General features: G+C 74.0%; 17 protein-coding genes and 2 riboswitches. Of the genes, 8 read left to right on the forward strand and 9 right to left on the reverse strand.

The window, feature by feature from the left end:
- Nucleotides 1-125 precede the first annotated feature (125 nt).
- Nucleotides 126-2168, forward strand: coding sequence for a trypsin-like serine peptidase (locus ACIBEA_RS39445; RefSeq protein WP_399268387.1), 2043 nt, complete (start codon nt 126-128; stop codon nt 2166-2168).
- Between the two features lie 60 nt (nt 2169-2228).
- On the opposite strand, the gene ACIBEA_RS39450 is transcribed toward ACIBEA_RS39445, so the two are convergent.
- Together ACIBEA_RS39450 and cobN are read right to left on the reverse strand one after the other, a co-directional pair.
- Nucleotides 2229-2702 (reverse strand): hemerythrin domain-containing protein, encoded by a 474-nt coding sequence (locus ACIBEA_RS39450; RefSeq protein ID WP_399268389.1) that lies wholly within the window; start codon nt 2700-2702, stop codon nt 2229-2231.
- Between the two features lie 29 nt (nt 2703-2731).
- Nucleotides 2732-6358, reverse strand: coding sequence for a cobaltochelatase subunit CobN (gene cobN, locus ACIBEA_RS39455; RefSeq protein WP_399268391.1), 3627 nt, complete (start codon nt 6356-6358; stop codon nt 2732-2734).
- 53 nt (nt 6359-6411) lie between these two features.
- Nucleotides 6412-6496: riboswitch (cobalamin riboswitch) on the reverse strand.
- A 240-nt stretch (nt 6497-6736) separates the two neighbouring features.
- Between cobN and cobG the strand changes: the two genes are divergently transcribed.
- The 3 genes from cobG to ACIBEA_RS39470 are packed head-to-tail and all read left to right on the forward strand — an operon-like array spanning nt 6737 to nt 10337.
- Nucleotides 6737-8173: a precorrin-3B synthase gene (gene cobG / locus ACIBEA_RS39460; protein WP_399268393.1), complete on the forward strand. Its 1437-nt coding sequence runs from the start codon at nt 6737-6739 to the stop codon at nt 8171-8173.
- Nucleotides 8170-8817: a precorrin-8X methylmutase gene (locus tag ACIBEA_RS39465; protein WP_399268395.1), complete on the forward strand. Its 648-nt coding sequence runs from the start codon at nt 8170-8172 to the stop codon at nt 8815-8817. The genes cobG and ACIBEA_RS39465 overlap by 4 nt, the downstream gene beginning before the upstream one ends.
- Nucleotides 8814-10337 (forward strand): precorrin-2 C(20)-methyltransferase, encoded by a 1524-nt coding sequence (locus ACIBEA_RS39470; protein WP_385775807.1) that lies wholly within the window; start codon nt 8814-8816, stop codon nt 10335-10337. The genes ACIBEA_RS39465 and ACIBEA_RS39470 overlap by 4 nt, the downstream gene beginning before the upstream one ends.
- 32 nt (nt 10338-10369) lie before the next feature.
- On the opposite strand, the gene ACIBEA_RS39475 is transcribed toward ACIBEA_RS39470, so the two are convergent.
- The 3 genes from ACIBEA_RS39475 to cbiE form a co-directional block, all read right to left on the reverse strand.
- Nucleotides 10370-11098, reverse strand: coding sequence for a cobalt-precorrin-6A reductase (locus ACIBEA_RS39475; RefSeq protein ID WP_399268447.1), 729 nt, complete (start codon nt 11096-11098; stop codon nt 10370-10372).
- Between the two features lie 295 nt (nt 11099-11393).
- Complete coding sequence (gene cobM, locus ACIBEA_RS39480) at nt 11394-12143, reverse strand: precorrin-4 C(11)-methyltransferase (RefSeq protein WP_399268397.1); 750 nt, start codon at nt 12141-12143, stop codon at nt 11394-11396.
- Entirely contained in the window at nt 12140-13438 is a 1299-nt protein-coding gene (gene cbiE / locus ACIBEA_RS39485; protein WP_399268399.1) for a precorrin-6y C5,15-methyltransferase (decarboxylating) subunit CbiE, read from the reverse strand. Before cbiE ends, cobM begins: the two co-directional genes overlap by 4 nt.
- A 182-nt stretch (nt 13439-13620) precedes the next feature.
- On the opposite strand from cbiE, the gene ACIBEA_RS39490 reads away from it, so the two are divergent.
- On the forward strand, nt 13621-14553 hold the full coding sequence (locus tag ACIBEA_RS39490; RefSeq protein WP_399268401.1) for an oxidoreductase: 933 nt from the start codon (nt 13621-13623) through the stop codon (nt 14551-14553).
- Nucleotides 14554-14572: 19 nt separating this feature from the next.
- Here the strand turns inward: ACIBEA_RS39490 and ACIBEA_RS39495 are convergent, their stop codons facing one another.
- A complete protein-coding gene (locus tag ACIBEA_RS39495; RefSeq protein ID WP_399268403.1) occupies nt 14573-15286 on the reverse strand; it encodes a hypothetical protein in 714 nt (237 codons plus the stop codon).
- 117 nt (nt 15287-15403) lie between these two features.
- Between ACIBEA_RS39495 and ACIBEA_RS39500 the strand changes: the two genes are divergently transcribed.
- The 3 genes from ACIBEA_RS39500 (at nt 15404) to ACIBEA_RS39510 (ending at nt 19165) form a co-directional block, all read left to right on the forward strand.
- Complete coding sequence (locus tag ACIBEA_RS39500) at nt 15404-16054, forward strand: TetR/AcrR family transcriptional regulator (protein ID WP_399268405.1); 651 nt, start codon at nt 15404-15406, stop codon at nt 16052-16054.
- Nucleotides 16055-16345: 291 nt separating this feature from the next.
- Complete coding sequence (locus tag ACIBEA_RS39505; protein ID WP_399268407.1) at nt 16346-17980, forward strand: esterase/lipase family protein; 1635 nt, start codon at nt 16346-16348, stop codon at nt 17978-17980.
- 123 nt (nt 17981-18103) lie between these two features.
- On the forward strand, nt 18104-19165 hold the full coding sequence (locus tag ACIBEA_RS39510; protein ID WP_399268409.1) for a phosphatidylinositol-specific phospholipase C domain-containing protein: 1062 nt from the start codon (nt 18104-18106) through the stop codon (nt 19163-19165).
- Between the two features lie 61 nt (nt 19166-19226).
- On the opposite strand, the gene ACIBEA_RS39515 is transcribed toward ACIBEA_RS39510, so the two are convergent.
- The 3 genes from ACIBEA_RS39515 to ACIBEA_RS39525 all read right to left on the reverse strand — a co-directional run bounded on the left by ACIBEA_RS39515 (nt 19227) and on the right by ACIBEA_RS39525 (nt 24063).
- Nucleotides 19227-20852, reverse strand: a complete 1626-nt coding sequence (locus ACIBEA_RS39515; protein ID WP_399268411.1) for an ABC transporter ATP-binding protein — start codon at nt 20850-20852, stop codon at nt 19227-19229.
- Between the two features lie 140 nt (nt 20853-20992).
- Nucleotides 20993-21481: a DUF4430 domain-containing protein gene (locus tag ACIBEA_RS39520; RefSeq protein ID WP_399268413.1), complete on the reverse strand. Its 489-nt coding sequence runs from the start codon at nt 21479-21481 to the stop codon at nt 20993-20995.
- 40 nt (nt 21482-21521) lie between these two features.
- Nucleotides 21522-21675, reverse strand: a riboswitch (cobalamin riboswitch).
- A gap of 51 nt (nt 21676-21726) precedes the next feature.
- Nucleotides 21727-24063, reverse strand: a complete 2337-nt coding sequence (locus tag ACIBEA_RS39525; protein ID WP_399268415.1) for an immune inhibitor A domain-containing protein — start codon at nt 24061-24063, stop codon at nt 21727-21729.
- Nucleotides 24064-24087 lie beyond the last annotated feature (24 nt).

Genomic DNA, 24087 nt, shown 5'->3' on the forward strand with positions numbered 1-24087 from the left:
CACCGGTCCGGTCTGTCATGCCCCTGACCATTTCTCTGCGTATTTCCTTCGTATTTCCTTCGTCCCGTGTCCTGCTTCGTGAATCCGGAAAGTGAACCTTGCACCCCTTGCACCCCTTGCACCCCTTGCACTCCTCATCCGATCGCATACGCCGCTTCGGCGTCTCGGTGGTCGGCGCCGTGCTGATCCTGGCGGGCGGCGGCTTCGTCGCCCGGGCCGAGCCCGCGGCCACCCCGGCCCCGACGCCCTCGGCGGCGGCCTCCGCCTCCCCGACGCGCACGCCCGCGCGCCCGCAGGCGCCCGCGCCCCGGACGTCCGCTTCCCCCGCGCCGAACGCCTCGAACGGAGCCTCGCCCGGCCCGTCGCCCAGCCCGTCGTCCAGCCCCTCGCCGAGCGGATCCCCGAGCGGATCCCCGACGGCGGCCTCCGTGACCTGGACGGACGCGGACGCCGTCCGGTTCTGGACGCGCGAGCGCATGACGTCGGCCGTCGACCCGGCCCGGCCCGCCGCGGCGCCGGGCGCCCGCACCGCACCCGCACCCTCCACGGCGCCCAAGGCGCCCAAGCTGCCCAAGCCCGGCTCCTTGTCCGCGGCCGCCTCGATGCCGACCGCGGAGCACATCCTCGGGCCCAAGTCCGTCGGCGTCCTGTTCAGTTACGACGCCGATCCGGACACCGGTGAGATGCGCGCGCACAGTTGCTCGGCCAGCGTCGTGGACAGCCCGGGCCGCAACCTGATCCTCACCGCGGGGCACTGCACCTTCGGCGGCGCGGTGGTCTTCGTCCCCTGGTACCGCACCGAGTACACCCTCGACAAGCAGACCTACGGCTTCTACCGGGTCGCGGACTTCTTCCGGGACAACCGCTACGTCAAGAACAGCATGGCCGCGGTCTCGGACCTGGACTTCGCCTTCGGCCGACTGCAGCCGTCCTCGGCGGGCAGGAACGCACAGGACGTGGTGGGCGGCAACACGCTCGTCCGCACCCCCGGATACATCAACGACGTCACCATGGTCGGGTACCCCTCCAACCACAACCCCGAGGACCACGCGGTGCGTTGCCCGGTCCGCACGGAGTGGCTGCCGGGCTTCTACCAGATCGCGGCCAAGTGCGCCGGGATGTGGGACGGCGTGTCCGGCGGACCCTGGTTCTCGAAGATCGACTGGACCTCGGGCGTCGGCGAGATCATCGGCAACGTCGGCGGCTTCAACGGCGGCGGCCCGAAGGCCGACAAGAGTGACCCGGCCTACAACGAGAACTCCTACAGCCCCATGCACGGCGACTGGTTCTTCCGCCTCTACGACGAGGCCAAGCAGGGCCAGCACATCAACCGCGCCGGTGGCTACCAACAGCCCGCGCTGCCCTACTCCATGGGCAACGGCGAGACCTGGTCGCACGCCCGCCTGCTGGCCTCCGGCGAGTACACCGGGGACGGCAAGGGCGACCTCGTCGTGGTGTGGACCGACGGCGAGGTGACGCTCTACACCGGTGACGGCACGGGCGGCTTCGCGGGGGAACGCCGGCTCGCCGCTCCCGGACCGACCTGGCAGGGCGTCAAGTCCCTGACGGGGGGCGACTTCTCCGGCGGCAGCGGCTACGACCTGCTGGCCGTCTGGAGCAACGGTGAGGTGCGGATCCTGCCCGACATCGGCGCGAACGGCGTGGGCGGCGGCATCAAGCTGGCCGACTCCGGCTCCGTGTGGAGCCACGCCGACCAGATCGCAGCGGGCAACTTCGGCACCGCGAACAACGTGAGCGACCTGCTGGTGCGCTGGAGCGACGGCGAACTCACCGACTACACCGCCGTCGGTGACCGGGGCTTCGGCGTCGAGCACCAGCTGCTGGCCGCGAACGACAACTGGAAGCAGGCCACCCTGGTCACCGCGGGCGACTTCACCGGCGGCGCGAACTGGGACACCCTGGTGCGCTGGTCGGACGGTCGGGTCTCGCAGTTCCAGGAGACCGGACCCGGCGGCATCGGCAACGAGATCCAGATGGCTCCGCCGCAGAGCATCTGGACCCACGACGTCGTGATGACGGCGGGCAGCTACGACTCCAACGGCTGGGCCGACGACCTGCTCATCCGCTGGTCCGACGGCGAGACCACCATGTACGCGCACACCGGCGCCGCCTTCGGCGCCGAACGGACCCTGGTCACCCCGAAGTAGTGCGGGCCGCGCCCCCGTCGTGCCCTCGGGGACGACGGGGGCGCGGGCACGCGGCGCCCGTCAGCCCGCCGGACTCAGCTCGGCGCCCGGGTGGGCCGTGCGCCAGGCCGCGATGGAGAGGTCCCACTCGTCGCCCGTCAGGGCGGTGAGGGAGGCGGGGAAGAGGCCGTCCTCCTCCTTCGCGATGTGCTGGTGGAGGTCCGCGACCGCGGTGCGGAGCAGGGCCACCTGCGCCGACGAGGCGAGGTCCAGGTCGGCCAGGAAGGCCGCCAGCTCCCGGTGTTCGCCGGTCAGGGCGGCGATGTAGTCCGCGTACTCGGGATCCTGCGACATGACCGCGAACAAGCCGTCCTCCTCACCCTTCCAGTGGGCGAGGAGGACGTCGGTCATCGAGGAGACGAGGGCGCGGACGCGGGGGAGGTCCCCCGCGTCCAGGGCGCGCAGGGCGTCGCCCGCCGCGTTCGTCACCGCCTCGTGCTCAGCGATGAACTCCTTGATCAACGGGATCTCGCGGCAGCCGCAGTAATGGCACATGCGTCCCAGGATGCGCCAGCCGCGAGCCGCTACTCCGCTTCCGCTTCCAAGTTGCCCTCCGTGTCCAGGTACACCTGGCGCAGGGCCTCCAGCGTCTCGGCATCCGGCTTCTCCCACATGCCGCGGGATTCCGCTTCCAGCAGACGCTCGGCGATCCCGTGCAGCGCCCAGGGGTTGGCCTCCTCCAGGAAGGCGCGGTTCTCCGGGTCCAGCACGTACGTCTGCGTCAGCTTGTCGTACATCCAGTCGGCGATCACGCCGGTCGTGGCGTCGTACCCGAAGAGGTAGTCCACGGTGGCCGCCAGCTCGAAGGCGCCCTTGTAGCCGTGGCGACGCATCGCCTCAATCCACTTCGGGTTCACCACGCGGGCGCGGAAGACCCGGGAGGTCTCCTCCACCAGGGTGCGGGTGCGGATCGTCTCCGGGCGGGTCGAGTCGCCGATGTACGCCTCGGGGGCCGTGCCGCGCAGCGCGCGGACGGTGGCCACCATGCCGCCGTGGTACTGGAAGTAGTCGTCCGAGTCGGCGATGTCGTGCTCGCGGGTGTCCGTGTTCTTCGCGGCCACCGTGATGCGCTTGTACGCCGTCTCCATCTCGGTGCGCGCGGAGCGGCCGTTCAGGCCGCGGCCGTAGGCGTAGCCGCCCCACACCGTGTAGACCTCCGCCAGGTCGGCGTCGGTGCGCCAGTCGCGCGAGTCGATCAGCTGGAGGATGCCCGCGCCGTAGGTGCCCGGGCGCGAGCCGAAGATGCGGGTCGTCGCGCGCCGTTCGTCGCCGTGCTCGGCCAGGTCCGCCTGGGCGTGCGCCCGGATGAAGTTGTCCTCGGCGGGCTCGTCCAGCCCCGCCGCCAGCCGCACCGCGTCGTCCAACAGGCCGATGACGTGCGGGAACGCGTCGCGGAAGAAGCCCGAGATGCGCAGCGTGACGTCGATGCGCGGACGGCCCAGCTCCTCCAGCGGGATGGCCTCGACACCCGTGACGCGCCGCGAGGCCTCGTCCCACACCGGGCGGACACCGAGCAGTGCGAGCGCCTCGGCCACGTCGTCGCCCGCCGTGCGCATGGCGCTCGTGCCCCACAGGGACAGGCCGACGGAGGCGGGCCATTCGCCGTTGTCCGTGCGGTAGCGGGTCAGCAGCGAGTCCGCGAGGGCCTGGCCGGTCTCCCACGCGAGGCGGGAGGGCACGGCCTTGGGGTCCACCGAGTAGAAGTTGCGGCCGGTGGGGAGCACGTTCACCAGCCCGCGCAGCGGCGAACCGGACGGGCCCGCCGGGACGAAGCCGCCCGCCAGGGCGTGCACCGCGTGCGTCAGCTCGTCCGTGGTGGCCGCCAGGCGCGGGACCACCTCGGTCGCCGCGAAGGCGAGGATGTCCGCGACCCCGGCCGGGTGGCCCGCGGCGACCGTGGCGACGGCGGACAGGGCCCAGTCGGCGGCCTCCATGGCCTCGACCAGGGCGCGGGCCGTGGCCTCCACCTCGTCCGCCGAGGTGCGGGTCGGCGCGGCCTCGTCCAGGCCGAGCGCCTCGCGCAGGCCCAGGAGCGCCGTCGTACCGCCCCAGATCTGGCGGGCGCGCAGGATGGACAGGACCAGATTGACCCGGTCCGTGCCCGCCGGGGCGCCGCCCAGCACGTGCAGGCCGTCGCGGATCTGGGCGTCCTTGACCTCGCACAGCCAGCCGTCGACGTGCAGCAGGAAGTCGTCGAAGCCGTCGTCGTCGGGCCGGGCCGCGAGGCCCAGGTCGTGGTCGAGCTTCGCGGCCTGGATCAGGGTCCAGATCTGGGCCCGGATGGCCGGCAGCTTGGCCGGGTCCATGGAGGAGATCTGCGCGTACTCGTCCAGGTGCTGCTCCAGGCGCGCGATGTCGCCGTACGACTCCGCGCGCGCCATCGGTGGCACCAGGTGGTCGACCAGGGTCGCGTGCACGCGGCGCTTGGCCTGGGTGCCCTCGCCCGGGTCGTTGACCAGGAACGGGTAGACGAGCGGCAGGTCGCCGAGCGCGGCGTCCGGAGCGCAGGAGGCCGACAGGCCGGCGTTCTTGCCGGGCAGCCACTCCAGGTTGCCGTGCTTGCCCAGGTGGATCATGGCGTCGGCGCCGAAGCCGCCGTCCTCGGCCGCGGCCTGGATCCAGCGGTAGGCGGCGAGGTAATGGTGCGAGGGCGGCAGGTCGGGGTCGTGGTAGATCGCGATCGGATTCTCGCCGAAACCGCGCGGCGGCTGGATCACGATGAGGAGGTTCCCGCGGCGCAGCGCGGCCAGCACGATGTCGCCGTCGGGGTCGCCGCCGGTCGTGGTGCGCGAGCGGTCCAGGAACATCGAGCCGGGGGCCTGGCCCCAGTGCTCCTCGACGCCTTCGCGCAGCTCGGCGGGCAGGGCGCCGTACCAGCGCCGGTAGTCGGCGGCCGGGATCCGGACGGGGTTGCGGGCCAGCTGCTCCTCGGTGAGCCAGTCCTGGTCGTGGCCGCCCGCCTCGATCAGCGCGCGGATCAGCTCGTCGCCGTCGCCCGAGACCAGGCCGGGGATCTCCTCGACGGGCCCGAAGTCGTAGCCCTCCGCGATCAGCCGGCGCAGCAGCGCGACGGCGCTGGCGGGGGTGTCGAGACCGACCGCGTTGCCGATGCGGGAGTGCTTGGTGGGGTACGCGGAGAGGACCAGCGCGATCCGCTTCTCGGCGTTCGGGGTGTGCCGCAGCCGGGCGTGGCGCACGGCGATCCCGGCGACACGGGCGGCGCGCTCGGGATCGGCGACGTACGCCGGCAGGCCGTCCTCGTCGATCTCCTTGAAGGAGAAGGGGACCGTGATCAGGCGGCCGTCGAACTCCGGCACCGCGACCTGGCTGGCCGAGTCGAGCGGGGACAGGCCCTCGTCGCTCTCCTCCCACGCGCTGCGCGAACCGGTCAGGCACAGCGCCTGCAGGATCGGCACGTCGAGGGCGGCGAGCGCGCCCGCGTCCCACGACTCGTCGTCTCCGCCGGCCGAGGCCTCGGCGGGGCGGGTGCCGCCCGCGGCGAGGACCGTGGTCACGATGACGTCCACCGTCGCCAGCTCGGCCAGCAGCTCCGGCTCGGGGGAGCGCAGCGAGGAGACGTACAGCGGCACGGGGACGCCGCCCGCCTGCTCGACGGCGTCCGAGAGGGCGTGCACGAAGGCGGTGTTGCCGCTCATGTGGTGGGCGCGGTAGTAGAGCACCGCGATCCGGGGACCGGCGGCGGGCTCCGCCGCGCGCTCCAGTCGGCCCCAGGTGGGGGCGGCCGCGGGCGGCTCGAAGCCGTGGCCGGTGAGCAGCACCGTGTCGGACAGGAAGCGGGCCAACTGCTCCAGGTTGGCGGGGCCGCCGTGCGCGAGGTAGGCGTGCGCCTCCGCCGCGATGCCGATGGGGACGGTGGACGCCTCCATCAGCTGGGCGTCCGGGGCCTGTTCGCCGGTCAGCACGACGACCGGCCGGCTCTGGTCGGCGGCGAGGAGCAGGTCGAGCCCCTCCTGCCAGGCGCGCAGGCCGCCGAGGAGGCGTACGACGACCAGGTCCACGCCGTCGAGCAGCGCGGGGAGGTCGTCGAGGGGGAGCCGGGAAGGATTCGCGAACCGGTACGGGACCGGGCCGGCGTCCGAGGCGCGGGCACTGAGCAGATCGGTGTCGGACGTCGACAGCAGCAGGATCATGCGGCGGCGGGCCTTCCTCGGGGTTTCCGCGCCCCGGGCAGTGAGGACGACGGGAGTTCCTGACTCACCCGGAGGCGCCGTGGGCAGCTGCCGGGTTCACAGTGGCGGGACCGCGCCGGAATCGCACCGGGCTTCCTCCCATGTCGCCGTCCTCGGCGATGACGGGCCGAATGGCCCGTCGAGGGGTCATCCTAGGCGGCTGCGCGGACGAATGGCAGGTGGGGGCCGGGGTCGGGTGCGACAGGGGGCGCCGTGCCGGGGGCGCCGGGGGCGCGGGGGAGGGGCGTGACGGGGGCGGCGGCGGGCGGGAGCGGGGCCGCGGGCGGCGTGGTGACGGACACAGGTCGGGCGGCGCGGATCGTGGGTATGCTCGCCGCCATGCCCCCGCCCTCCTCCGCCGCGCCCCGGGACGAACCCGTCATACGGGACCGCGGTGACGCCTGCCCCGGTGCGCTGCGCCTGCACGCGGCGGACGACGGGCACCTCGCCCGGATCCGGATCCCCGGCGGTCTGCTCACGGCCGACGCGGCCGTCGCCCTGGCAGATGCGGCGGACCGGCTGGGGGACGGCCACCTCGACCTCACCTCGCGCGGCAACGCGCAGTTGCGCGGTCTCGGCGCGGGCTGCGGCGGCGAACTCGCCGCCCTGCTGGCCGCCGCCGCCCTGCTGCCCGCAGCGGCCGCCACCCACGAACGCGTCCGCAACATCGTGGCGTCGCCGCTGTCCGGGCTCGACCGGCAGCGGCGCACCGACGTCACGCCCTGGGTCGGCGAGCTGGACCGGCTGTTGTGCGCGAGCCCGGCGGCCGCCGCGCTGTCCGGACGCTTCCTCTTCGCCCTCGACGACGGTCGCGGCGATGTGACCTCGCTCGCCCCCGACGTGCACGTCCTCGCGCTGCGCACGGGCGAGGCCGTGCTGTGGACGCACGACGACGGCGACGCGGTCCGCGTCGACCACCAGGACGCGCCCCGCGCCGCGCTGACGGTCGCCGAACACTTCCTCGACGCGGTGCGCGCGGCCGGGACCAAGGCGTGGCGGGTGAGTGAACTCCCCGCCGAACACCAGCTGGAATCAGGTGAGTTGCTGACCCGCCTGCGCGCGCGGGGGATCGCGGCGGAGCGCGCCGAAGGATTCGCGGCACGGACCGGCCCCGGCCCCGGCAGCCCCGTACCCGGGCTGGTGGCGGGCCCCGACGCGGAGCGCGCGGCGCTCTCGGTGGTGGCCCCGCTGGGACGGCTGACCGGCGACCAGTGGCGCCTGCTGGCCGCCACGGCCGCCGCCGCGGCCGGGTCCCTGCGGCTCACCCCCTGGCGCGGGATCGTCGTCCCCGGGGTCGCCGCCGCCACGGCGCCGGCGGCCCTCGCCCGACTCGCCGCGGCCGGGCTGGTCACCGCGCCGGGCGACCCGTGGGAGAACGTGAGCGCCTGCACCGGCCGGCCGGGCTGCGCGAAGGCGCTGGCGGACGTACGGGCCGACGCGCGGGCCGTGTCGGCACGGGCCGGCGCCGCGACCGGGGCGGCGCCCGTGCACTGGTCCGGCTGCGAGCGGCGGTGCGGACATCCGCGCGCCGCCGCCTGGGTGGACCTGGTCGCCGGGCCGCGGGGGTACGACCTCGCCGTGGTCGGCGGGTCGGGTCCAGGGCATCGGCCGGTGCGTGTCGAGGTACCGGCCACCACCCGGGACCTGACCGCCGCCCTCGCGGAAGCCGCGGCAGCGGTAACAGCCCGAGCAAACCCAGCAGTTCCAGCAGATGCAGCAGATCCAGAAGTTCCAGAAGTTCCAGCAGGTTCAGCAGCAGACGTAGTGAAGAGATGAGCGAGTACACAGTGTTCGAGTACGAGAAGGACGGCGCCGCGATCTACCGCCAGTCCTTTGCCACCATCCGCGCCGAGGCGGATCTCGCCGGGCTGCCGGCCTCGGTGTCGCAGGTCGCCGTACGCATGATCCACGCGTGCGGGATGACCGACCTCACGAAGGATCTCGGATACACGCCGGACGTCGTGCTGCGCGCCCGCGCCGCGCTGAACGCCGGGGCGCCCATCCTGTGCGACGTGCGCATGGTCGCCAGCGGGGTCACCCGCAAGCGGCTGCCCGCCGACAACGAGGTGATCTGCACCCTGTCGGATCCGGCCGTACCGGACCTCGCCGCGAAGATGGGGACCACGCGCAGCGCCGCCGCACTCGAACTGTGGCGCGACCGCGGCCTGTTGGAGGGCTCGGTGATCGCGGTCGGCAACGCGCCCACCGCCCTCTTCCGGCTGCTGGAGATGATCGAGGAGGGCGCTCCCCGCCCGGCCGCCGTCATCGGAGTGCCCGTCGGCTTCATCGGCGCCGCCGAGTCCAAGGACGCGCTCGCCGCCCACCCCTCGGGGCTGGACCACCTGATCGTCCGGGGGCGGCGCGGCGGCAGCGCCATCGCCGCCGCAGCCATCAACGCGATCGCGAGCGAGGAAGAATGAGCACCACCGGCACGCAGACCGGGGCCGGACGGCTCTACGGCGTGGGCCTCGGCCCCGGCGACCCCTCGCTGATGACCCTGCGCGCGGTCCAGGTGATCGCGGAGGCGGACGTCGTCGCCTACCACAGCGCGCGCCACGGGCGCTCCATCGCCCGCTCCATCGCGGCCGCCCACCTGCGCGCGGACCACGTGGAGGAGCCGCTGGTCTACCCGCTCACCACCGAGAGCACCGATCACCCCGGCGGCTACCAGGGGGCGATGGAGGAGTTCTACGAGGAGTCCGCGGCCCGCCTCGCGGTGCACCTCGACGCGGGCCGGACCGTGGCCGTGCTCGCCGAGGGCGACCCGCTCTTCTACGGCTCGTACATGCACATGCACAAGCGGCTCGCCGACCGCTACGCGACCGAGGTGATCCCGGGGGTCACCTCCGTCAGCGCCGCCGCGGCCCGTCTGCAGACCCCCCTCGTCGAGGGCGAGGAGGTGCTGACGATCCTGCCGGGCACGCTGCCCGAGGAGGAACTGACGGCCCGTCTGGCGGCCACCGACTCGGCCGTGGTGATGAAGCTCGGCCGCACCTTCCCCGCCGTGCGGCGGGCGATGGAGAAGTCCGGGCGGCTGCCCGAGGCGCGCTACGTCGAACGCGCGACGATGGCCGGTGAGCGCACCGGCATGCTCGCCGACACGGACCCCGAGACGGTCCCGTACTTCGCGGTCGCCGTGCTGCCGAGCCGGATCGGCAACCCCGGCTCCCGGCCCGCGGTCGCGCCCGACGCGGTCGGCGAGGTCGTGGTGGTGGGCACCGGACCGGCCGGTCCGCTGTGGCTGACCCCCGAGACGCGGCGGGCGCTGGCCGACGCGGACGTGCTGGTCGGCTACACGACCTACCTGGACCGGGTGCCCGTACGACCGGGTCAGGTACGGCACGGCTCCGACAACAAGGTCGAGTCCGAACGGGCCGAGTTCGCCCTGGACCTGGCCCGGCGCGGGCAGCGCGTCGCGGTGGTCTCCGGCGGCGACCCGGGGGTCTTCGCCATGGCCACGGCCGTCCTGGAGGTGGCCTCGCAGGAGGAGCACCGGGACGTCCCGGTCCGGGTGCTGCCCGGGGTCACCGCGGCCAACGCGGCGGCCGCCGCGGCGGGTGCGCCGCTCGGCCACGACTACGCCACGATCTCCCTCTCCGACCGGCTCAAGCCGTGGGAGGTGATCGCGGAGCGGCTGCACGCGGCGGCCGGGGCCGACCTGGTCATCGCCCTGTACAACCCCGGCTCGCGCAGCCGTACGTGGCAGGTGGGCAAGGCCCGGGAGCTGCTGCTGGAGCACCGCGGCCCGGACACCCCGGTGGTGCTGGCGCGGGACGTGGGCGGGCCCGAGCAGTCCGTCCGGATCGTGCGGCTCGCGGACCTGGACCCCGAACAGGTGGACATGCGGACGCTGTTGCTGATCGGCTCGTCCCAGACGCGGGTGGTCCGGCGCGGTGACGGGCGGCAGATCGTCTGGACGCCGCGGCGCTACCCCGAGTAGGCGGTGCGGGCGTCTGCGCCTGCGCCTGCGCGTCAGCGTCCGCGCAGCCAGGACGCGGCGGCGTCGACGGAAGTGGCCACCGGTACCCCCTGCGGGACCGGTGGCCGGTCGACCACGAGCACCGGGATGCCGGCCTCGCGGGCGGCGGCCAGTTTCGGAGCGGTCGCGGAGCCGCCGCTGGCCTTGGTCACCAGGACGTCGATCCGGTGCTCCCGGATCAGGGCGCGCTCGCCGTCGAGGGTGAACGGGCCCCGGTCCAGCAGGACTTCGATCCGCCGGGGGACGGGGGCCGTCGGGGCGTCGACCGAGCGGACCAGGAACCAGGTCGCGTCGAGGTGGGCGAAGGCGGCGAGCCCCGTCCGTCCGGTGGTCAGGAACGCGCGGCCGCCCAGCGCGGGCAGGGCGGCGGCGGCCGCGGCCAGGGTGGGGACGTGGTGCCAGTCGTCGCCGTCGGACGGTTCCCAGGTGGGGCGGCGCAGGGCCAGCAGGGGGGTGCCGGTCGCGGCGCAGGCGGTGGCCGCGTTGAAGCTCATCCGCTCCGCGAAGGGGTGCGTGGCGTCGACCACGGTGTCGACGTCGTGCGCGCGCAGCCAGGCGGCGAGGCCGTCGGGGCCGCCGAAGCCGCCGATGCGGGTGGTTCCCGGGGGGTGGGTGGGGCGGGTGACGCGGCCGGCCAGGGAGTTGGTGACCTGGAGGTCGGGGGCGTGCGCGGCGAGGGTTTCGGCGAGGTGGCGGGCCTCGGTGGTGCCGCCGAGGATCAGGACGTGGCGGGGTGCCGGTGCCTCCGGCGGGTGGGGTGGGTTCGGTGTGGCCGTGGCCGTGGCCGTGGCCGTGGCCGTAGCCGAGGTCGAGGTCGTGGGGCCCGTGGGGGCCGGTGTGGCCTCCGGCGGGTCCTCAAACGCCGGACGGGCTGGATTCGGCGCGGCCTGGGCCGTGGGGCCCGTGCGGGTCGGTGTGGCCTCCGGCGGGTCCTCAAACGCCGGACGGGCTGGATTCGGCGCGGCCGGGATGGGATGTGGCGCGGCCGGGGTGGGGGTTGGCTCGGGGGGGTGGGGGTCAGCAGGCATGGCGGTTGCGGGTGGGGGAGTAGAGGTGGCTGTCCGGGAACTGGTCGGCGGCCAGGGTGCGGCCCACGATGATGACCGCCGTGCGGACCAGGCCCGCCGACTTCACCGCGTCCGCGATGTCCGCCAGCGTGCCGCGCAGGATCAGTTCGTCCGGGCGGCTGGCCATCGCCACCACCGCCACCGGGCACTCGGCCCCGTAGTGCGGCGTCAGTTCGTCGACCACGCGGTCGACGTAGCGCGTGGCCAGGTGCAGCACCAGGAGCGCCCCGCTGCGGCCCAGGGTCGCCAGGTCCTCGCCCGCCGGCATCGGGGTGGCCTGCTGGGCGATCCGGGTCAGGATGACCGTCTGGCCCACCGTCGGCACCGTCAGCTCCCGCTTCAGCGCCGCGGCCGCCGCGGCGAACGCCGGTACGCCCGGGACGACTTCGTACGGGATTCCGGCCGCGTCCAGCCGCCGCATCTGTTCCGCGACCGCGCTGAAGACGGACGGGTCGCCGGAGTGCAGCCGCGCCACGTCCAGCCCGGCCGCGTGCGCGGCGGTCAACTCGGCCAGGATCTGGTCCAGGTCGAGCTGTGAGGTGTCGATCAGCCGGGCGTCCGGCGGGCATTCGGCCAACAGTTCGCGCGGGACCAGGCTGCCCGCGTACAGGCAGACCGGACTGGCCGCGAGCCGACGCGCGCCGCGCACCGTGATCAGGTCGGCGGCCCCGGGGCCCGCTCCGATGAAGTACACGGTCATGTGCGGTCCTCTCCTGCGTCCTGTGCGTCCAGTGCTTGCTGTGTGTCCTGCGCCGCCTTCGTCACCGACCACTGGGTGACCGCCATGGCCTGGCGCCAGCCCGTGAAGCCGCCGACCGCCACCGCGTGCGCGACGGCGAGTTTGACCAGGTCGCCGCCGTGGCGCCGGTACCACCGCGCGAGCAGCGCCTCCGACTCCAGCGTGACCGTGTTCGCCACGAGTCGGCCGCCCACCGGCAGGGCCGACCACACCGCGTCGAGCAGCCCCGGCGCGGTCAGCCCGCCGCCGATGAACACCGCGTCGGGCACGGGCAGTGCGTCGAGGGCCGTCGGTGCGGCGCCGAGGACGACGCGCAGGGCCGGTACGCCCAGGGCGTCGGCGTTGCGGCTGATCCGCGCCGCCCGCTCCGGGTCGCGCTCGACCGTGACCGCCCGGCAGGACGGGTGGGTGCGCATCCACTCGATGCCGATGGAACCGGAGCCGCCGCCGATGTCCCAGAGCAGTTCCCCGGGCGCGGGCGCCAGGGCCGCGAGGGTCGCGGCCCGGACGTGGCGCTTGGTGAGCTGGCCGTCGTGTTCGTAGGCGGCGTCGGGCAGGCCCGGGCCGGCGCCCAGGCGCTGCGCGCCCGCGGCCCGGCGGCAGTCGACGGCCACCACGTTCAGCGGGTCGCCGGGTGTGTGTTCCCAGCCGTCGGCCGCGCCCTCGTACGTACGCTCGTCGGCGGATCCGAGCCGTTCCATGACCCGCATCCGGCTCGGGCCGAAGCCGCGCTCCCGCAGCAGGGCGGCGATCTCGCCCGGGCTGCCCGCGCCGGCGCTGAGCACCAGGACCCGGCGGCCCTCGTGCAGGGCCGCGGCGAGTCGGGCCACCGGGCGGCCCACGACGGTCACCACCTCGGTGTCCTCCACCGGCCAGCCCGCGCGTGCGCACGCGTAGGACACGGACGAGGGGTGCGGGAGCACCCGCAGGGCGTCCGCGCCCAGCTCCTCGGACAGGGCGCGGCCGATCCCGTAGAACATGGGGTCCCCGCTCGCCAGCACCGCGATCCGCTGCTCCGCGTACTTCTCCAGGAGTCGGGGGACGGCCGGGCGCAGCGGGCTCGGCCACGGCACCCGCTCGCCCCCGCACTCGGCGTCGGGCAGCAGCTCCAGCTGGCGCGGCCCGCCGATCAGCACCTCGGCGGCGGTCAGGGCGGCCCGGGCGGTACCGGTGAGCCCGGCCCAGCCGTCCGCGCCGATGCCGACGACCGTGACGGGCGGCCCGGTCGTCGCGATGGGGAGTGGCAGGGGGCTCATGGCGCGGTACCTCGGGGGAAGGGGGTGGAACCGCACTCTACTGGCCCGTGGCGGACCCCCCGGACCGGGGGTGACCACGGCGGATGCCCGTGCCGCCACCCGCCGCGGCGGGTGTGGGGGATAGGGTGCGGGACGAGGTGGTTACCACAGGTAACTCCGATGTCTCGGGAGAAGGAGCCGGCATGCCGGGCTGGACAGCGAGCGACATCCCCGACCAGAGCGGCCGCACGGCCGTGGTCACCGGGGCCAACAGCGGGATCGGCTACGTCACCGCCCGCGAGCTGGCCCGGCGCGGGGCGCGGGTCCTGCTCGCCTGTCGCAGCGAGGCCCGGGGTCGGGCCGCCGAGGAGCTGCTCCGGCGCGAAGTGCCGGGCGCGCGGGTCGAGTTCGCCCCGCTCGACCTCGCCGACCTGGCTTCCGTGCGGGAGTTCGCCGCGGGCTTCGGCGCCGGGCACGACGCCCTCGACCTCCTCGTCAACAACGCCGGGGTGATGGCCCTGCCGTACGGGCGGACCGTCGACGGCTTCGAGACCCAGATCGGGGTCAACCACCTCGGGCACTTCGCCCTCACCGGGTTGCTCCTGCCGCACCTGCTGCGCGCGCCCGGCGCCCGGGTCGTCTCGCTCTCCAGCGGCTTCCACGCCCTGGGCGACGTCGACCTCACCGATCTGCACGGCGAGCGCGGCTACCGCCGTTGGATCGCCTACGGCCGCTCCAAGACCGCCAACCTGCTCTTCGTGCACGAGCTGTCCCGCCGGCTCGCCGCCGCCGGCTCCGACCTGGTGGCGGCCGCCGCCCACCCCGGCTACGCCGACACCAATCTGCAGACGGCCGCCGCGAAGCAGGAGGGGCGCAGGGTGACCGAGCGGGTGATGGGGTTCGCGAACGTCGTCATCGCGCAGAGCGCCGCGTCGGGCGCGCTCCCCACCCTGTACGCGGCGACCGCGCCGGGGGTGCGTCCGGACGCCTTCATCGGGCCCAAGCTCGGCTGGCGGGGCGCTCCCGTCCCGTCGTGGCGGGCCAAGTGGACCCTGGACGACACCTCCGCCGCGGCCCTGTGGTCCGCCTCCGAGCGGCTGACGTCCGTCTCGTACGGCCTCGGGGCGCAGCGGTAGCCCGGCCGGCGGGCGGAACTCAGGCGCCGGCGGCAGCGGCGGCGACGATCCAGTTCCTGAACTCGACCGCGTAGTGCCGGAGGTGGTGGTCCAGGACCTCGTCCGGGCAGGTGCGAGGGAAGTAGACCGTCAGGTTCGCGGTGAAGCCGTCGGCGGTGTCGCCGAACTGGATCAGCGCCCGCCCGACGACGGTGCCGTCGGCCAGGAAGAGGTTCGAGGACATCTTGCGCGGAAAGTCCGACTCGGGGAGGAGCTCGTCGGCGTCCGCCGCCCAGGCCAGCTGGTCCGTTCCCCAGCCGCCCATGTAGAAGTCGGCGATGTGGGGACCGATGTTCTCCACCACGCGCGCCCCGATGGAGTCGGTGCCCATCACGTAGTGCTCGGGGTGCGCCGCGAGGAGTGCGCGCTCGTCGCCCGCGAACGCCCGGTCCATCCAGGCGAGGAAGGCACCCGAGGTGAGGCCCTTCACCGCGAGCACGGTGGTGCCCGCCTTGAAGCTGCCGGCGGAGCTGCGGGCGCACTCGCGCAGGAACGCGTTGCCCGCCTCGATGTCCGGGGCCAGGAGGTCGAGGAGCCCTTGGCGGCCCAGCAGCGTCCGGAAGCGGTCCAGGGCGCGGCGGGCGTAGAAGAGCTCGAAGTCGTCGATGCTCCCGGCATTCGCGGGCCCGGTCTCCAGCGTCACGGAAACGGGCGGGAGCGTCCGGGGGGTCGGGAGAGTCTGGTCGTCGGTCATGATCGCGCCTCCATTGAGATGTGAATGTGAATTCACGTTCACATAATGAGGGTACGCCGAAGGGTGCACCGGTTGTCAAAAGGGCCTGCTGGGAGCGGCGCGGCTACCATGCGGGACATGACCGAGGAGCCGGACCGCCCAGCGTCCTACCGAGAACCCCGGCAGGCCCGCAGCGCCGCGACCCTGGCCCGCGTACTGCGGGCGGCCGAGGAGATCGCCACCTCGGTCGGCCTGGAGGAGATGACGATCGCCGCCGTCGCGGAACGCGCCGGCGTCTCGGTCGGCACGATCTATCGCCGCTTCGAGGACAAGGAGCAGCTGATCGCCGCCCTGTCCGAGCGGATGCTGGAGCGGCGCGAGGAGTACGTGGCGGAGCGGCTGCGCACCGCCGAGCCCTCGCTCTCCGGCGTCATGGACGCCTACGCGCACGCCCTGCTCCAGTCCTTCGCCGACAGCAGCGGCCTCTTCCCCGAGCTGCTGCGCGCGCGGGAGGCCCGTTCGTTGGAGCGCGGGGCCCGCACCATCACCGAGATCCATCGCCTCCTGCTCGAAGCGGCGGCCCCGTACGCCGACCAGATCCGGCGCTCCTCACCGCAGGCGGCCCTGGACACCGTGGCCCGCGCCGTCCTCGGCGCCTGCTTCCACAACTCCGTGCGCCCCGACCCCGCCACCGGTGAAGCGGCCAGGCGCCGGTACGCCGACGAGCTCGGCGACATGGCGATCGCCTACCTCCTCACCCCCGACCGGCGCCGGCCCGCCCACGCCTGATCCGCCCCGTGCGTCGAAGCTCGGGGTGGTGCTCCCCGTACGTGTGCGGCGCGTGCCGCACCGCGTCCGGAGCCGCCTTGAGCGGGTCCGGCTCGGCGGCGGCGAGCACGGTGGGGATGACGGCCTCGGAAGTCGCGCCCCGGGCGCGGAAGTCGACTGCCCGGCCACGGAAGTCGACTGCCCGGGCACCCCGTTAACACGGCCGTCGTGCGCAGCCCTCGCAAACTGATCGCCCCGGGGCTACCTTGCTACCCGCCAGTCACATTACGGTGACGCAGCCCTAGGAGAGCCATGCGCCGTGCCGCCCGGACGCTGCCCCCTGCTCCGTCCGTCCTCCCCACCGGCCCCCTGCCCGTTGCCCTGTTCACCCCGCTCGCCGTCGTTCTCGCGCTCATCGTCACGCTGCTGGCGGCCCCTTTCGCCCGCGCGGTGACCGCGCCCGCGGCCGCGCCCGCGGCCACCGCGCAGCAACGCACCCCCGTGGTCCTCGTGCACGGCTACGGGGACACCGCGGCCTCCCTCGACGGGCTGGAGGACTACCTCCACGCGCACGGCTGGCTCTCCGCCGACCTGGCCGAGTTCGGCTACGACTGGGCCGCCACCAACACCTCCAACGCCGGACGCTTCGGCGCCTTCCTCACCGAGCGCTTCGGCGACCGCCCGGTCGACATCGTGGCGCACAGCATGGGCAGCCTGCTCACCCGCAGGTTCCTGAAGGACGGCGGGAGTGCGCGGGTGCGCTCCTGGGTCTCCCTCGGTGGCCCCAACCACGGCGCGGGCGACGCCTCGCCGTGCGGCCCCTTCGGCACGTTCTGCGACGTCCACGCCGCCTCGCTCGCCGAGATGGCCCCGGGCAGTGACCTGCTCGACTCCCTCAACGCGGGCGACGAGACCCCCGGCGCCACCCGCTACACCACCTTCAGCTCCGCCTGCGACCAGCAGATCCCGCCGGGTGACAGCCGGGCCCCGCGCTCCACCGAGCTCGCGGGCGCCGTCAACCACGTCCTCCCGGAGGGCGACAGCGGCTGCCCCTCGCACTTCGGCCTGCTCGGCAACGACTGGGTGCGCCGGCGCATCGTCGAGGAGTTCTCGATCGATCCCGTGCGCACGGTGGAGCTGCGGACCGGCCCGTTCAGGATCACCGTCGACGAGGCGCGCTTCACCTCCTCCGGCGAGAGCGGCCCGGAGCTGTACGACGGGCTGACCCTCACCACGGACGGCGCCGGCCGCTCCCTGTGGCACCGCGACCGGTCCGGCGCCACCGCCTTCCCCGCCCACGACCCCTGGTTCGGCCTCGACGACACGGCCCGGAGCCAGGTGTTCACCGACGGGGCCACCGTCACCGCCTACCTCACCGACGCCGACCGCACCGCGGGCAACAACGACGACGTGATGGCCGCGGGCCGGATCCACTGGGACCCCTCGCTCGGCTTCGGTCGCCGCACCGCCCGGTTCCTGGGCGTCGACGGCGGCGAGGCCACCGTCACCTACACGGTCACCCCCGTCGCGGGGGTGCCGCAGTGCCGGGTGCGGGTGGACGCCGCCGAGCTGACGTACTTCGACGACGGCACGACCCGCCCCGCGCTCTACGGCTCCCTCACCGTCCGCGCCGCCGACGGCGCCCGCGGCACGCCCTGGTCGCGGTCCGGATCCGATCCGTCCACCTTCCCCAACAAGGGCGCCCGCACCGATCCCGACCCGTACTTCTACCAACAGGTCGGCACGGGAGCGGCGTACGGCGGCCCGGCCCCGCTGGAGATCGGGGTGTACCTCTGGGACCACGACGCCTCCTCGGCCGACGACCTGGTCGCCCGGGGCACCGTCGCCTGGGACCCCTACACCGACCGTCCCGGCACCCGGACCAACGACTTCTACGGGGACGACGACGGGCACGTCAAGGTGACCTGGACGGTCACCTGCCCCTAGGCCGCGGCGCCCCCGGGCCACCCGCGGGCCACTCGCGGTCCTCCCCTTCTTCACCCAACTCCCTTACGCTCCAGCCGACTTGCCGCCGCACCGGCGTCGGCTGGACCCGTAGGGGAGAAGCCCATGAGTTCCCGCAACCGGACGGCCGCGGTGGTCACCGCCGCCCTGGCCGTCGTCCTCGCGCTCGCCCCGGCCGCGGCGGGCGCCGCCCCCGCGCCGGTCGCGGTCCCCGGCGCGGGCCTGCCCTTCGCCGGGTCCACCGGCGTCGGCGTGCACAACGCCTACGAGAAGGCCAAGTACCCCTACTTCGCCGACGCGTTGGACTCCGGCGCCGCGATGCTCGAACTCGACGTGTGGACCAACTTCTTCGGCAGCTCCTGGCGGGTCTCCCACAGCAATCCGATCGGCAACGACAACAACTGCGAGAACGCCACCACCCCCGCCCAACTGCGCACCAAGTCCCGCAACCAGAACCTTGCGGGCTGCCTCGCCGACCTGCGCAGCTGGCACGACGCGCACCCCGGCCACCGCCCGGTCATCCTCAAGATGGAACTCAAGGACGGCTTCGCCGCCAACCTGGGCCGCGGCCCGGCCGACCTCGACGCGCTGCTCGGCGCCCGCCTGGGCGACGCCCTCTACCGGCCCGGCGACCTGGCCGCGGGCCACCCCGACCTGGACAGCGCCGCGCGCGCCGGAGCCTGGCCGAGCCGCTCCGACCTCGCCGGGAAGTTCCTGATCGAGCTGATCCCGGGCACCGTGGAGGAGGGCAACGGCGCCGACACCCTCTGGACCGACCGCGAGTACGCCACCCACCTGCGCACCCTCGCCGCCGCCGGACGGCTCGGTCAGGCCGCCGCCTTCCCCGCGGTGCACCGGGCGGAGGCCGGCGATCCCCGCACGCGCTACGCCGACGCCACGCTGCGCCCCTGGTTCGTGGTCTTCGACGGGGACGCCAGCGCCTACATCGCGCCCGCCATCGACACCGGCTGGTACGACCGCAACCACTACCTGCTGATCGCCACCGACGCGCAGGGCGTCGCGCCCGCCATCGACGGCACCCGGCCCACCGAGGCGCAGGCCCGCGACCGGGTCGCCCTGCTCGCCGGGCAGTACCACGCCTCCGTGGTCTCGGCCGACTGGTACCCGCTGCCCGCCGTGCTGGCGAGCGTGGTGCCGCGCGGCTGACCCGCCGCCGGACGGCCGCCGGCCGGCCGCCCGCGACGACGGCCGGGTCCGGCCCGCCGGGTCACGGACCGTCCAGCATCCCCGCCACCTGCTCCACGGTCAGGCAGGACAGCGGAACCAGGATCCGGGCGACCTGGGGGGCGAAGGTCTCCGAGGTCGCCAGCACCTCGGCGGCCGGGCCGTCCGCGAGGGTCTCGCCCTGCGCCATCAGCACCACCCGGTCGGCCGCCCGCACGGCGAACTCCACGTCGTGCGTGGCGATCAGCACCGCCGTGCCCCGCGCCGCCAGCTCGTCGACGATCCGGATCAGCGCCGCCTTGGCGCGGTGGTCCAGGCCGCGCGTCGGCTCGTCCAGCAACAGCACCCCCGGCGTCGCGGAGAGCCGGACGGCGAGGACGAGCGCCAGCTTCTGGCCCTCGGAGAGGTCCCGCGGGTGCATGGCGTCGTCGACCCCGGGCGCCAGCAGGTCCAGCAGCTCCCGCGCGGAGCGCACGCCGGAGGCGGCCGACTCCGCGTCCACCTGGGCGAGTTCCTGGCGTACGGTCACCCGGCTCAGCAGGTCGGTGGGCGTCTGGGTGACCATCGCGACCAGGTGCCGGACCTCGGCGGCCGGGAGCGTCCCGGGGTCCCGGCCTCCCTCGCCCCCGACCGTCACCGTGCCGGAACGCCGCGGCCCCGACCCGTGCAGGGCGTGGAGCAGCGAGGACTTGCCGCAGCCGCCGGGTCCCATCAGGGCGGTGACCTCCCCGGCGCGCAGCACCAGGTCCACCTTGTGCACCGCGGGCAGCCCCATGTGCGTCACGGTCAGCCCGCCGGCCCGCAGTGCTTCGCCCCCGCCCGTCGGCGCGGCGGGGCGCACCGGAGCCGGTATCCGCCCGGCCAGCCGGGTCCGCAGCCGGGCCGCGGCCGGGCGCGCCTCCTGCTCCGACAGCGGCAGGGGGGTCCAGCCCGCGAGCCGCCCCAGCTCCACCACGGGCGGCGCGACCGTCGACGTACGGAAGACCTCGGCGGGCCGCCCGGACACCACGGTCCCGTCCCCGGGGAGGTGGATCACCCGGTCCGCGTACTGCGCGACCCGCTCCAGCCGGTGCTCGGAGAGCAGCACCGTCATCCGCAGCTCGCGCACCAGCCGGGTGACGACCGCCAGCACCTCCTCGGCCCCCGCCGGGTCGAGGGCCGAGGTCGGCTCGTCCAGCACCAGCACCCGGGGGTGCGCGGTCAGGACGGAGCCGATGGCCACGCGCTGCTGCTGGCCGCCGGAGAGCTCGTGCAGCGGCCGGTGGCGCAGCCCGGTCAGGTCCAGCAGGGCGAGGGTCTCCTCGATCCGCGCGCGCCGCACGGCCGTCTCCACGGAGAGCTGTCCCATCGCGTAGGCCAGCTCCTCCTCGACGGTGTCGGTGACGAAGCCGTCGAGCGGATCCTGGCCCACCACACCGACCAGGTCCACGAGTTCACGCGGTGGATGCTCGGCCGTGTCCCGACCGCCGACGGTCACCCGGCCGTACAGGGTGCCGCCGGTGAAGTGCGGCACGAGTCCGTTGACCGTACCCAGCAGCGTCGACTTGCCGACGCCGGTGCGCCCGACGACCAGGCACAACTCGCCTTCCTCGACGGTCAGATTCACGTCCCGCAGCACGGATCGGGGCGCGTCGTCGTACTTCACACTGACGTTCTCGAAGCTGATCACGGGGATTCCTTGGCGGTGCGGACCAACTCTGGGGCTACAGAGGTCGGTTGAGGTAGCTCGGATGGTAACCGACACCCTTGACGGGGAGTACCCGCCGAAGCACACGCGTCCCGCGCCGAAGGAATCCCCGCGGCCGGCCGCTAGAAGGAGGTCCAGGTGAAGGCGACCTCGTCGCCCGTCTTGATCTTGAACTGGCAGCCGCCGACCGGGGTGGAGACGCCGTTCACCGAGATGTTCCAGTACGCCGCGCCCCCGCCGGAGACGTTCTTGACGGTGTCCACCGAGAAGTCGTCGAACGACGCGTACCAGGTGCCGTCCCAGCCGAAGTGGCGCTGGCGGGCCGCGTCATCGAGGGCGGCGGTGGGCGTGGGGACCGGGCTCGGGTTCTGCGCGCCGTTGGTGCCGTCGCACTTGTGGGTGCCGCCGGTCGCGGTCGTCACCTCGTGCCCCTTGGTCAGCACCAGGCCCTTGAAGAGGTTGCCGTCGGGGCCCTGCACGGTGAGCCGGACCAGGACCGGGGCGTTGGTGCGGGCGGCGGTCGTGTGGGCGACGGCCGGGGCGGCGGCCGTCAGTGCCAGCCCGAGGGCGGCGGCGGTGACGGCGGTACGGCGTATGAGCGTGCTGCGCATGGCGGGATGCCTTTCTTCGCGCTGTAGTCCATGACAGTGGAAGCATTCGGCGTGCCGTGGCAGGTGCTCCGACTCGCGGCCCGCCGCCCCAAGGGGCGGCGGGCCGCACACGGTTGCAGGTCAGCGCCGGATTCGCACCGGCTTCCCCTGGTCACGCACGCATGAAGTTGTGGATCGCACTGCCGCCGGGATCCGGTCACCCGGGCCCGGACGGCCGTGCACGGTCATCATAGGGGCACCTCGGGTCAGGACGAGGGGCTCACCTGCACGGTGGTCAGCGCCCCGCCCGACGCCTCCTTGACCACCGCGATCCGGGTCCCGGTGTCCGGCACCTTCACCCCGACCTGCGGCAGTTCGGCGTTCCAGTAGCTGCCGTGCCGGTCGTCGAAGACGGGCACGCCCGGCCGCGCGGGCACCACCAGCGGCGCCCCCGCCTTGTGCAGCACGATCCGGTCGCTCGGCCGCAGGGAGAACGTCGCGTCGAAGGTCTGCGCCCGCGCGTTGACGAGCGACCCGTCCGTGAACCGCAGCGCCCCGGGCCGGGCGTCGACCGGCAGCAGCAGGCCCCCGCCGGGATGCGCCTTGGTGGTGTTGTCGCTGTACGCGGTGTCCCACAGCCAGATCAACACGCCCTGTTGGTAGGGGTAGAACTCCACCGAGTCGTCGCCCTGCCCGAAGTTGTACGGTCCCGTTCTGAGGTACTCGCCGAAGCCGGTGTAGCGCCGGTTCTCCACCACGTAGGCGCGCGGGTGCTGCTCGGTTCCGTAACGACCCTCGGTGCGCGACCACTTGATCGCCGTCCAGCCGTTCGCCCCCTGCTCCGCACCGTCGCGCAGCAGCTCGCGGCCGTCCGCGGTGATCCGCAGGTCGTCGAAGGCCACGCCCTTGCCGTGGGTGTTGCTGTCCGAGGTCACCCGCAGTCGCAGCGAGACGTTTTTGCCCGCGTACGCGCCCAACGGCACGCCGAGTTCGGCCCAGCCGCCAGAGGTGCCGGAGATCCCCTTCGCGGGGATGGCGGCGCCGCCGACCGTGCCGGGCAGCGCCGCCCAGGTGGTCCCGCCGTCGGTGGAGGCCTCCACGGTCAGGAAGTCGAAGTCCTGCTCCACGTCGTACCAGACCCGGGCGTCGAGCCGGGCCGGGGCGCCGGCCGCGAGAGCGGTGAGGTCGACGGAGCGCGTGAGCGTGTTGTCCATGAAGTCGCCGGTGCCGCTCCACCACTGCGCCGCGCCCTCGTAGGGATCGGCCAGCTCGGTGCGGGTCACCGAGGGTGGCAGGTGCACCAACAGGGCTTGTGGATCGTCGGTGTTGTAGCCGGAGACGCCGAGCACCGCCTTGGTCCTGCGGCCCGCGTCGGCCTCGGTGTATTCGAGCCAGCCCAACTGGAGCTTGCTCCAGGCGTCCAGGTCGCCGGGGAAGGCGCCGGTGGTGCCCCGGCCCTTGCCGAGGTAGGAGGCCGAGGACATCAGCGACCAGAAGTTGACGCTGTTGTCCCCGTCCGAGCTGTAGAGGTCGGGCAGGCCCAGGTCGTGGCCGAACTCGTGGGCGAAGAGCCCGACACCGCTGTTCTCGCCGCCGGTCAGGTAGTCGCCCGCCCAGATCCCGGTGTCGCCGACCGGCGTGCCGCCCGCCTTGTTGCCCGCGGGGCCCGCCGTACCGGCCTGGTCGTAGTACGCGAACCAGCGGTGTGCCCAGACGGCGTCCTTGCCCTGGGCGCCGCCGCCCCAGGTCTGGTCCTTGCCGGCGTGCACGATGACGAGGTGGTCGAGGTAGCCGTCCGGCTCGTTGAAGTTGCCGTCGTGGTCGGCGTCGTAGCGGTCCCACACGTCGTACTCGGCCAGCTGGGCCTTGATCTGGGCCGCCGTGCGCCCCTTGGCGACCTCGCCCCGGTACCAGGCGTCGGTGGCGTCGCGGACCAGGTCCCAGTTGGTGCGGCACTGGCCGGGTTCGGCGCAGTTGTCCGTGCCGTAACGGGCCTCGTTCCAGGGGAGCTTGACCCAGCCGCTGACCTGGCCGTCCATGGCGTAGCGGCCGGAGGACTGGAGGTCGTAGTAGGAGCGCAGACTGACCGCGCCGGGGGCGTCGGAGAAGAACTGCTGCTGGTAGGAGGCCCGGCTGAAGTCCTTGCGCCACAGGGTGTGGTTATCGCTCTTGTCGGGCTTGGGGATGGTGTTGTGCCGGGGGCCCGGGGTGCCGCCGAAGCGCGGCTTGCCCTCGTACTGCGTGGTGGTGTCCACCTGGTCGCCGAACTCGGCCAGGATCACGAACACCTTGTCCTTGCGCTCCTGGGCCAGCTCCACGTAGCGCTTGCCGACCTTGGCGGTGCGCGGGAGGGTGCCGTCCGGCTCGGCCCGCAGGGCTCCGGCCCCGGCGCCGGGCCCCGCCGCGATCTCTTCGAGGGCCTGGCGGCGAAGGGCTTGGCGCTGTAGTTCCAGGGGTGCGGGCGGCGGGGCCGCCGCCTGTTCGCTCTGGACGAGCTGGGATGCGGGGGCGGGTGGGACCGCGGCGAGCGCGGTGGGGGAGAGCGCGGGGGTGGCGAGGAGGGCGAGGGCTATCGCCGCTCCTGCCGCGACGAGTCTGCGCAACGTGGCTGACCTTTCTGGGAGTTC

Source organism: Streptomyces sp. NPDC051555 (assembly GCF_044454405.1).
Taxonomy (GTDB): domain Bacteria; phylum Actinomycetota; class Actinomycetes; order Streptomycetales; family Streptomycetaceae; genus Streptomyces.